The following is a 9,066-nucleotide window of genomic DNA, read 5'->3' as shown; positions in this document are numbered from 1 at the left end:
GATGTTGTTATTGCTGGTGTTGCCGGTGGCATTGATATTGTCGATACCTGTCATGATCAGGTTCTCGACACTGGCTGCCATGACAAATGAAACCGAGGTGTAAACCAGGTCGGTGCCCTGGTTCCCAGCTTCTGTCGCCGTATCGCCGGCATCGTCTACGATAAAGGTATCGTTGCCCGCACCGCCCGTCATGCTATCGGCGCCGGCGCCACCGTCGATCCAGTTGGCCGACGCCGAACCGGTAATGGTGTCATTGCCTGCACCCGAGATGATGTTCTCGAAGTTGATGAACGATTCCGGCGCATAGTCGGTTACGCCCGTCGCCAGGTTCACTGTGTAGTCACCTGAGAACAGCGACGTGTTGAGCGTATCTATGCCCGCACCGCCATTCAGAGTCTCGTTGGCGCCAATCCCGGCAAACACCGTATCATTGCCCAATCCGCCCAGCGTCGTGCCCCAACCCGAAGAGGTCAGCAGATCGTCGCCATCGCCGCCGTCGACCGAATCCTGGCCGTCGGAAATGGCTCCGGCATTGATCGTGTCATTGCCCGCGCCGCCAGTCAGGGTGTCGTTACCCGCCAGGCCGGTAATGTTGTCATTGCCGTCATTGCCGTTGATCAGGTTGGCGCCTGAGGTGCCCTTAATGGTTTCCTCGTTCTGACCGCCCAACACACTTTCGATCGACACCAGGGTCTCGGACCCCACATCGTCAACATAGGTCCCAGCGGTCAGATCGATGACTGTATGAAGACCCGCACCGGCGCTGTACCAGCTGTAATCAACCGCATCGTTGCCGGCGCCGCCGTCCAAATAGTCGTCATAGCTCAGGCCGCCATCCAGCGTATCGTTGCCATCATTGCCGTGCAGTGTGTTGGCGCCCGTCGTTCCTATGATGGTGTCATCCTGGTTACCAGCGTTGACGTTCTCGAAGTCGATAATCTTCAGCCTGCCGCCGCCGGTCGCATAGGTGCCGGCCGTCAGGTCGATGGTCGCCGCGAAATTGTGCAGCGTCACGTCGACCGTGTCGCTGTCGGCGCCGCCATCCCAGGTATTGCCGTAATAGAAGCCGCCGCCGATCGTGTCGTTACCGGCGCCACCGTTATTGGTATGGCTGCCGAAAACCGTCGACCACAGGCGGTCGTTGCCAGCCTCACCATTGACCGTATCGGTACCGCCCAGGCTGTCGATCGAGTCGTTACCGGCGCCGCCATTGATGGTGTTGGCCCCGCCATTACCTATGATGATGTTATTGAGGCCATTGCCGGTGCCGTCGATATTGCCAGATCCGCTCAAGGTCAGGTTCTCGACATTGTCGCCCAGGCTATAGCTGATGGTGCTGATGACCAGGTCGGTGCCGCCGCCCGGCGCCTCCGACACGACGTCACCCGGCACGTGATAGGTGTCGTCGCCGCTGCTGCTCATGATGTCGGCAGTCGGGGTCTCGCTGGATGAGGACGGGTTGATATTCGATGTCGCATTGACGTTGTCAAAGGCGATGCCGGAACGTATGCGCATGGAGTTACCTTGTGGCAAACAAAAGGGAAATCGGTGTTGGATTGAACTCAACGCTACTGCGCCCCGGTCTACTCAAGCCTCAAACTCTGTACCGCCGTGCGTCCTTGCCTAAAAATATTGCGAGTAAAAAAGGCGCCGTTGTCCTCAGGACAACGGCGCCGCAGTCAGATGGTCTTTCCTTACCAGGTGATATGGCTAAGGAAGTTGGGATCGCTGGCCGTGGTGTTGAGCACCGTGATGGTGTTGCCACCACCCAGATCGATGATCGCGCTGGTGCCCGACTGGAAGATCACAACCCCGCCACCATTCACCACACCATGGGTGTAGTCGTTGATATTGACTGTGTCGTTCTGGCTGGCCAGGAAGTCGTTGATGACGTCCTGACCGCTGCTGGCACTGAAGATGAAGTTGTCAGCGCCCGAACCGCCGATAAAGGTGTCGTTGCCGGCGCCGCCGTTCAGGATATCCGCGCCGTTGCCGCCATTCAGGATGTTATTACCGCTATTGCCGGTAATCGTATTGGCGATGTTGTTGCCCGTGCCGTTGATATTGCCGACGCCGGTCAGGTTGAAGATCTCGATATAGGCCGAGGATCCCAGGGCGTAGGTGACCGAGGCATTGACCGTATCGCCCAGGCCGCCCGTGCTGACATCGACGGTGACATCGCCGGCATCGTCGACCACGAAGGTGTCGTTGCCAAGCCCGCCGACCATGGTGTCTGCTCCAGCCGCGCCATCGAGGACATTGTTGCCTGCGTTGCCGTTGATGGTGTTGACCAGGGCATTACCCCGGCCGTTGATATCGGCGACACCTGTCAGGGTCAGGGTTTCGATATCGGCTGCGGCGCCCAGGGTGTAGGAGACCGAAGCCTGAACCGTATCCGTGCCTTCACCGCTCAGTTCGACGATGGCGTCCGTCGCGCTGTCGACGACATAGGTGTCATTACCCAACCCGCCGGTCAGGGTGTCGTTACCCGCGTCGCCGTCCAGCTTATCGTTGCCGTCAAGACCGAACAGCTTGTTGGCGCCGGTATTGCCCATCAGGCTGTTGTCGAGCACGTTGCCGGTGCCGCTGATGTTGGCGGCCCCCTGCAGGATCAGGTTTTCGACATTGTCGGTCAGGGTGTAGGTCACGTAGGCATAGGTCAAATCCGTGCCTTCACCGACATTTTCCGTCACCAGGTCGGTTGTCCTGTCGACATAATAGGTGTCGTTGCCAAGACCGCCGGCCATGGTGTCGGAGCCGACACGCCCATCGAGGATATTGGCGCCGGTATTGCCGTTCAGCGTCTCGGCGCGGCTACCCGTCCCGCCATAGGCATTGACATTGCCGCCAAAGGTCAGGTTGACGACTTCGATCAGGTTCGCGCCGATATCGAAGCTGTAGCGCGAATTGACCACGTCGGTGCCGCTGCCGGTTTCGATGACGACGTCGCCGGCATTGTCGAGTGTATAGGTGTCGCTGCCCGACCCACCGTTCATGGTGTCGGCGCCGGAACTGCCGTTCAGGTCGTTGTCGCCGCCATTGCCGGTCAGGATATTGTCGAGCGCATTGCCCAGGGCATTGATATTCGCCGAGGTCGTCAGGGTGACGTTCTCGATGTACTGGCCCGCCGCCGAGAAGGTAATGCTGCTGAAGACGGTGTCGACACCCGTCACATTGGCTTCATAGACCCGGTCGCCGATATTCTCGACATAGTAGGTGTCATCGCCCAACAGGCCGGTCATGGTGTCGGCCCGGGCCTTGCCATCTATCAGGTTGTTGCCGTCATTGCCGGTGATGTTGTTGTTGCTGGTATTGCCGGTGCCGTTGATATTGGCAAGACCGGTCAGGACCAGGTTCTCGACGCTGCCACCCAGGATGAAGCTCACCGAGGCATTGACCAGATCGGTACCCTGGCCACCCGCTTCGACGACGACATCGCCGCTATCATCGACGATATAGGTATCGTTGCCTGCGCCACCGGTCAGGCTGTCGGCGCCGGCGCCACCGTCGATCCAGTTGGCCGCTGTCGAACCGGTGATGGTGTCATTGCCTGCACCTGAAATGATGTTCTCGAAGTTGATGAACGATTCCGGCGCATAGTCAGTTGCGCCTGTCGCCAGGTTGACATTGTAATTGCCGGAGTACAGCGCGGTGTTGAGCGTATCGATGCCCGCGCCACCATCGAGGTTTTCCGCAAGCGAACCCGTCAGGCCGGCAAAGACAGTGTCATTGCCGAGACCCGCCGTATAGGTGCCCTGCCCCGATGAGGTGATGACGTCATCGCCGTCGCCGCCATCGACCGTATCGGTCCCGTCAGAGTTCGCACCGGCATTGATCGTGTCATTGCCCGCGCCGCCAGTCAGGGTGTCATCGCCGGCCAAGCCGCTGATGCTATCATTGCCCGCGCCGCTGTCGATCGCATTAGCGCCCGTCGTGCCATTGATGCTTTCGTCACTGGCGAAGCCGAGATAGTTCTCGAAGTTGGTGATCGTGATCGAACCGAGCCCGTCCGAATAGGTGCCAGCCGTCAGATCGACGATGATCGGCGCCACCGAAGTGCCGACCCACGAAAGATCGAACGTGTCGGAGTCGTCACCGCCGTCGAAGACATCGTTATAGGTGAAGCTGCCCGAGATCGTGTCATTACCGGCCCCGCCATTATAGTGGCCCAGTTCGGTGACCGACGAGAACAGGTAGTCGTTACCGTCGCCGCCATTCAGGGTGTCGTTGCCGCCCGCCCCGTTGATCGTGTCGTCACCGGCATTGCCGTTGAGCAGGTTGGCGCCCGAGGTGCCGATGATGGTTTCCTCGGTCTGGCCGCCCAAAACCGTTTCGATCGACACCAGGGTCTCGGACCCCAGGTCGTCGACATAGGTGCCCAGCGCCAGGTTGATGACCGTATGCAGCCCGCCACCGCTGGAATACCAGCTGTAATCGACCGCATCGATGCCATTACCGCCATCCAGGTAGTCGTCATAGCTCAAACCGCCGTCCAGCGTATCGTTGCCGTCATTGCCATGCAGCGTATTGGCGTCGGACGTGCCGACGATGCTGTCATTCTGGTTACCCGCGTTGACGTTCTCGAAGTTGAGGACGTTCAGCGTGCCGTTGATAGTCGTATAGGTGCCGGCCGTCAGGTTGATCGTGGCGGCGAAGTTATGCAGGGTCGTGTCGAGCGTATCGACGTCGGCGCCCCCGTCCCAGGTGTTTCCGTAATTGAAGCCGCCGCCGATGGTGTCGTTGCCCGCATCGCCGTTATTGGTCTTGCTGCCGAAAACAGTCGACCAGATCAGGTCGTTGCCGGCGCCGCCATTGACTGTATCGGTGCCACCGAGACCGTCGACGGTGTCATCGCCAGCCCCGGCATTGATCAGGTTGTTACCCGACGTGCCGATAATGCTGTCGTTCTTGTCACCGGCGGTGACGTTCTCGAAGTTGAGGACGTTAAGCGTGCCGTTGACAGTCACATAGGTGCCGGCCGTCAGGTTGATCGTGGCCGCAAAGTTATGTAGGGTGGAATCGAAAGTATCGCTGTCGGCGCCCCCATCCCACGTATCGCCGTAACTGAAACCGCCGCCCAGCGTGTCATTACCGGCGCCGCCATTATTGGTGTGGCTGGCGAAGGCCGTCGACCAGATACGGTCGTTGCCGGCTTCACCATTGACCGTGTCGGTGCCGCCCAGGCTGTCGATCGAGTCGTTACCAGCGCCGCCATTGATGGTGTTGGACCCGATAGTCCCGGTCAGGCTGTCATTGCCGGCGCCGGACGTCAGGTTTTCGAAATTGACGAACGATTCCGGCGAGAAGTTGGTCACGCCCGTCGTCAGGTTGATGACATAGTTGCCGCTGTAGGTCGTCGTATTCAGCCAATCGAGACCGGCACCACCATCCAGGGTTTCGGTCGAGCCAATCCCGGCAAAGATGGTGTCATTGCCCAGGCCGCCGGTATAGACACCGCGGCCCGACGAATGCAGTTCGTCATTGCCGTCGCCGCCATCGACCGTATCGCCGGGATTGCTGCTGAAGCCACCGGCATCGACCGTATCATTGCCGTCGCCGGTATTGATGATGTTGTTGCCGGCCGTGCCGGTGATCGAGTCGTTGCCCGAACCCGTCGTCACATTTTCGAAATTGACGTAGGATTCGCCGCTGTAGTTGGTGACGCCGGTGTTCAGGTCGATCGTATAGTTGCCACCATACGACGTCGTATCCAGCGTATCAGTACCACTGCCGCCGTCCAGGGTTTCAGGCAGACCCGGCGCGGCATAGATGTAATCATTGCCGTTTTCGCCGTAATAGCTGCCGTAACCGGAAGAGTAGACGGTGTCGTTGCCCGAGCCGGCATAGACCGTATCGGTACCGCCGCTGCGCATGTCGATGACATTGGCGACGCTATTGCCATAGACGATGTTGTCGAGGCTGTTGCCGGTGCCGTTTAGCGCGCCACTCAGCAGATACAGGTTCTCAAAATTGGCCAACAGTGTGTAGCTGATGCTGGAATAGACCCAGTCGGTGCCGGCGCTCGCCGCCTCGGTGACCGAATCCAGGGCACTGTCGACATAGTACAGGTCATTGCCCGCGCCGCCGGCCATGGTGTCATCGCCGGTATTGCCATACAGCGTGTCATTGCCATCATTGCCGGTGACATGGTCGTTGCCCGTGCCGCCATCGAGATAGTCGTTACCGAAGCCACCATAGATGGCATCATCGCCGCCTTCGCCGTACTGGTTGTCATTGCCACCGTCGGAAGCCAGGGATTCGTCCAGCGTATCGTTGCCCGTACCGCCCCAGTTGGTGTCGTTGCCGGCCCTGCCATAGAGATAGTCGTTGCCACTGCCCCCGGTCAGGGTATTGGCCGCCTGGTTACCGTAAATGCTGTCCGCACCCGACCCCCCGATGGCGTTTTCGATCAGCGACCGCGTATCGCCATTGTACAGCAACGCATTGGCAACATTGCCCTCAGCGATCGCCGTACCGCCGCTGGCCGCCTGGTGATTGACAAGCTGCGCCGTGCTGAAGGTCGAAAATGCCCCCGGCGCCAGGTTGATTGTCATATTGGTGGTGTAGTTGCCGAGGTCGTAGGTGTCGATCCCGTTGCCGTCCCAGATGGTGCGCGAAATCTTGTTGCTGGTCGGCGCACCCTGGCCAACGCCGTTGATATACATCTGGCCGGTCGTCGAGCTGAAGGTATAGGTCGTATTGCCGCTGTTAAAGTTGAAATTGGCGCCGTACAGATATTGCAGGGCGGCGATGTCATCCATCATGTAGGTCTGCGGCTGGTTGAAGCCTTCGCCGCCGAAATGGTGTGGATTGTCGGTTGGATCCGTGATGTAGGTCATCAGGGTCCAGTCCTGGCCGTTATGCACCTGGTCCACGGCCGCCGAGCCGTAACGCGGCCCCGGACCGTCGATATAGCCGCCGACCGTCAGGTCGGAATTGGTATAGTCCTGGTGTGCATGCTTCAGCCCCATGGTGTGGCCGATTTCGTGCATGACCGTCGCCTGACCCCAGTTACCGATCTGCGGCGTCAGATAGTAGGGCTGCCCGGTCATACCGAACCAGATATCACCATCCCAGGTATCACTGCCCGGGAAATTACCTTCGGCGGACGGCAGCGACGAGTCCGTCGTCTGTGAGAAGCGCAGGTTGCCATGGTTGGCATTGGTTTCGGTGATTTCGGTAAAGGTCAGGTTGGTGTAGCCGGCAATCAGGCCAAGGGCATAACGCACCGCGGTCTGTTGCGCCGCGTTGAACACCACGTGATTGTTGGGGTGGCCCGAGTCGTAATAGGGCGTCTGATAGAAGCTGCCACTGGTCGGGAAACTGAAGGTCAGGTTGGTGATGGTCCATTTGGAGCCGATCAGTTCCGCATCGATGTCCTGATTGCCGCTGAACTCGTAGCGGCTCTGGCCGGAGTCGAAATACTGCGATATGCGCGCTGTCATGCCGGGGCCCGACGAATCGTTGATCCCGTCGCTGAAGCCATGGTTGACCGCATTGCGCGGCGCGCCGCCGGCATAGCCTTCCAGGCCACCGCCCAGCCTGTCGGCATTGGCGATCGAGTCGACAGGCGCCACATCGACGGCCGCAAACTTGCTCACCGAAGCGCCGGCAAGTTTTGAAGATGTCGTAACCGGCGACAGCGATGGCGTCGCCGGGGTCAGGCCTGTCAAAAGTCCGCCGCCGCTTAAGCTGCTAAACGTGCTTGGGAAGCTGTTGAAAGGCGAAACGGTGGCCCCACTGACGAACTCCACATCCGCCGACAGCGGCATGGCTCGCCCATTATGGGGATTGAGAAAAACGGACAGGGCCGAAGGCGCCGCATGTCCAGCCAGGTTGAGACCAGAGGTCCTGCCGGCATCATCGAAATCAAAGCCAAAACGTACGCGCATGGGGATCACCCTGTGTGAAAAATTGTCAATGTAAACGCTTAAACCGGATCAAGGCATGAACTGACAGCGCTTCCGGTAATATTTTACTATCCCCCAAATCCCGACGGGGACGAACGTTACAAACCGCAACGCCGCTCGAGGCGGGTATTCCAACGCATCTTGTCGACGCATCTGGCGTCAAATTCATAGCGATCGAACAGCACGGGACGCCGCCGCGGTTGCGCGACGACGTCCCTAGCTTCAGGTCTTTCCTTACCAGGTGATATGGTTAAGGAAGTTGGGATCGCTGGCCGTCGTGTTGAGCACCGTGATGGTGTTGCCACCACCCAGATCGATGATCGCGCTGGTGCCCGACTGGAAGATCACGACCCCGCCACCATTCACCACACCATGGGTGTAGTCGTTGATATTGACTGTGTCGTTCTGGCTGGCCAGGAAGTCGTTGATGACGTCCTGACCGCTGCCGACACTGAAGACAAAGGCGTCAGCGCCCGAACCGCCGATAAAGGTGTCGTTGCCGGCGCCGCCGTTCAGGATATCCGCGCCGTTGCCGCCATTCAGGATGTTATTACCGCTATTGCCGGTAATCGTATTGGCGATATTGTTACCCGTGCCGTTGATATTGCCGACACCCGTCAGGTTGAAGATCTCGATATAGGCCGAAGATCCCAGGGTGTAGGTGACCGAGGCATTGACGGTATCGGCCAGGCCGCCCGTGCTGACATCGACGGTGACATCGCCGGCGTCGTCGACCACGAAGGTGTCGTTGCCAAGCCCGCCGACCATGGTATCGGCGCCAGCTGCGCCATCGAGGACATTGTTGCCCGCGTTGCCATTGATGGTATTGACCAGGGCGTTGCCCCGGCCATTGATATCGGCGACACCGGTCAGGGTCAGGGTCTCGATATCGGCCGCGGTGGCCAGGGTGTAGGAAACCGAGGCCTGTACCGTATCGGTGCCTTCACCGCTCAGTTCGACAACGCTGTCCGTCGCGCTGTCCACGACATAGGTGTCGTTACCGATGCCGCCGGTCATTGTATCGTTGCCCAGGCTACCGTCCAGCCAGTCGTTGCCGTCCAGCCCCAGCAGCTTGTTAGCGCCGGTATTGCCCGTCAGCCTGTTGTCGAGCACATTGCCGGTGCCGATGGTGTTGGCGGCCCCCTGCAGGATCAGG

General features: G+C 59.5%; 3 protein-coding genes. All 3 read right to left on the bottom strand.

Annotation, left to right across the window (positions count from 1 at the left end; genetic code table 11):
* The coding region (locus AC1DXO_RS26005; protein ID WP_476981128.1) for a beta strand repeat-containing protein at positions 1–1,515 on the bottom strand (1,515 nt) is incomplete at its 3' end.
* Between the two features lie 179 nt (positions 1,516–1,694).
* Complete coding sequence (locus tag AC1DXO_RS26000; protein WP_476981127.1) at positions 1,695–7,892, bottom strand: M10 family metallopeptidase C-terminal domain-containing protein; 6,198 nt, start codon at positions 7,890–7,892, stop codon at positions 1,695–1,697.
* 252 nt (positions 7,893–8,144) lie between these two features.
* Positions 8,145–9,066 (bottom strand): calcium-binding protein (locus AC1DXO_RS25995; RefSeq protein WP_476981126.1); only part of this gene is annotated, 922 nt, incomplete at its 5' end.

The sequence above is a fragment of the Asticcacaulis sp. P2_C5 genome, assembly GCF_056404555.1.
The sequence above is the reverse complement of the archived record's forward strand: the minus strand, read 5'-3'. Positions and strand labels throughout refer to the sequence as shown.

Coding starts and splice junctions, on each gene's coding strand:
- AC1DXO_RS26000 (WP_476981127.1), bottom strand. CDS start 7,892: ATGCGCGTACGTTTTGGCTTTGATTTCGATGATGCCGGCAGGACCTCT.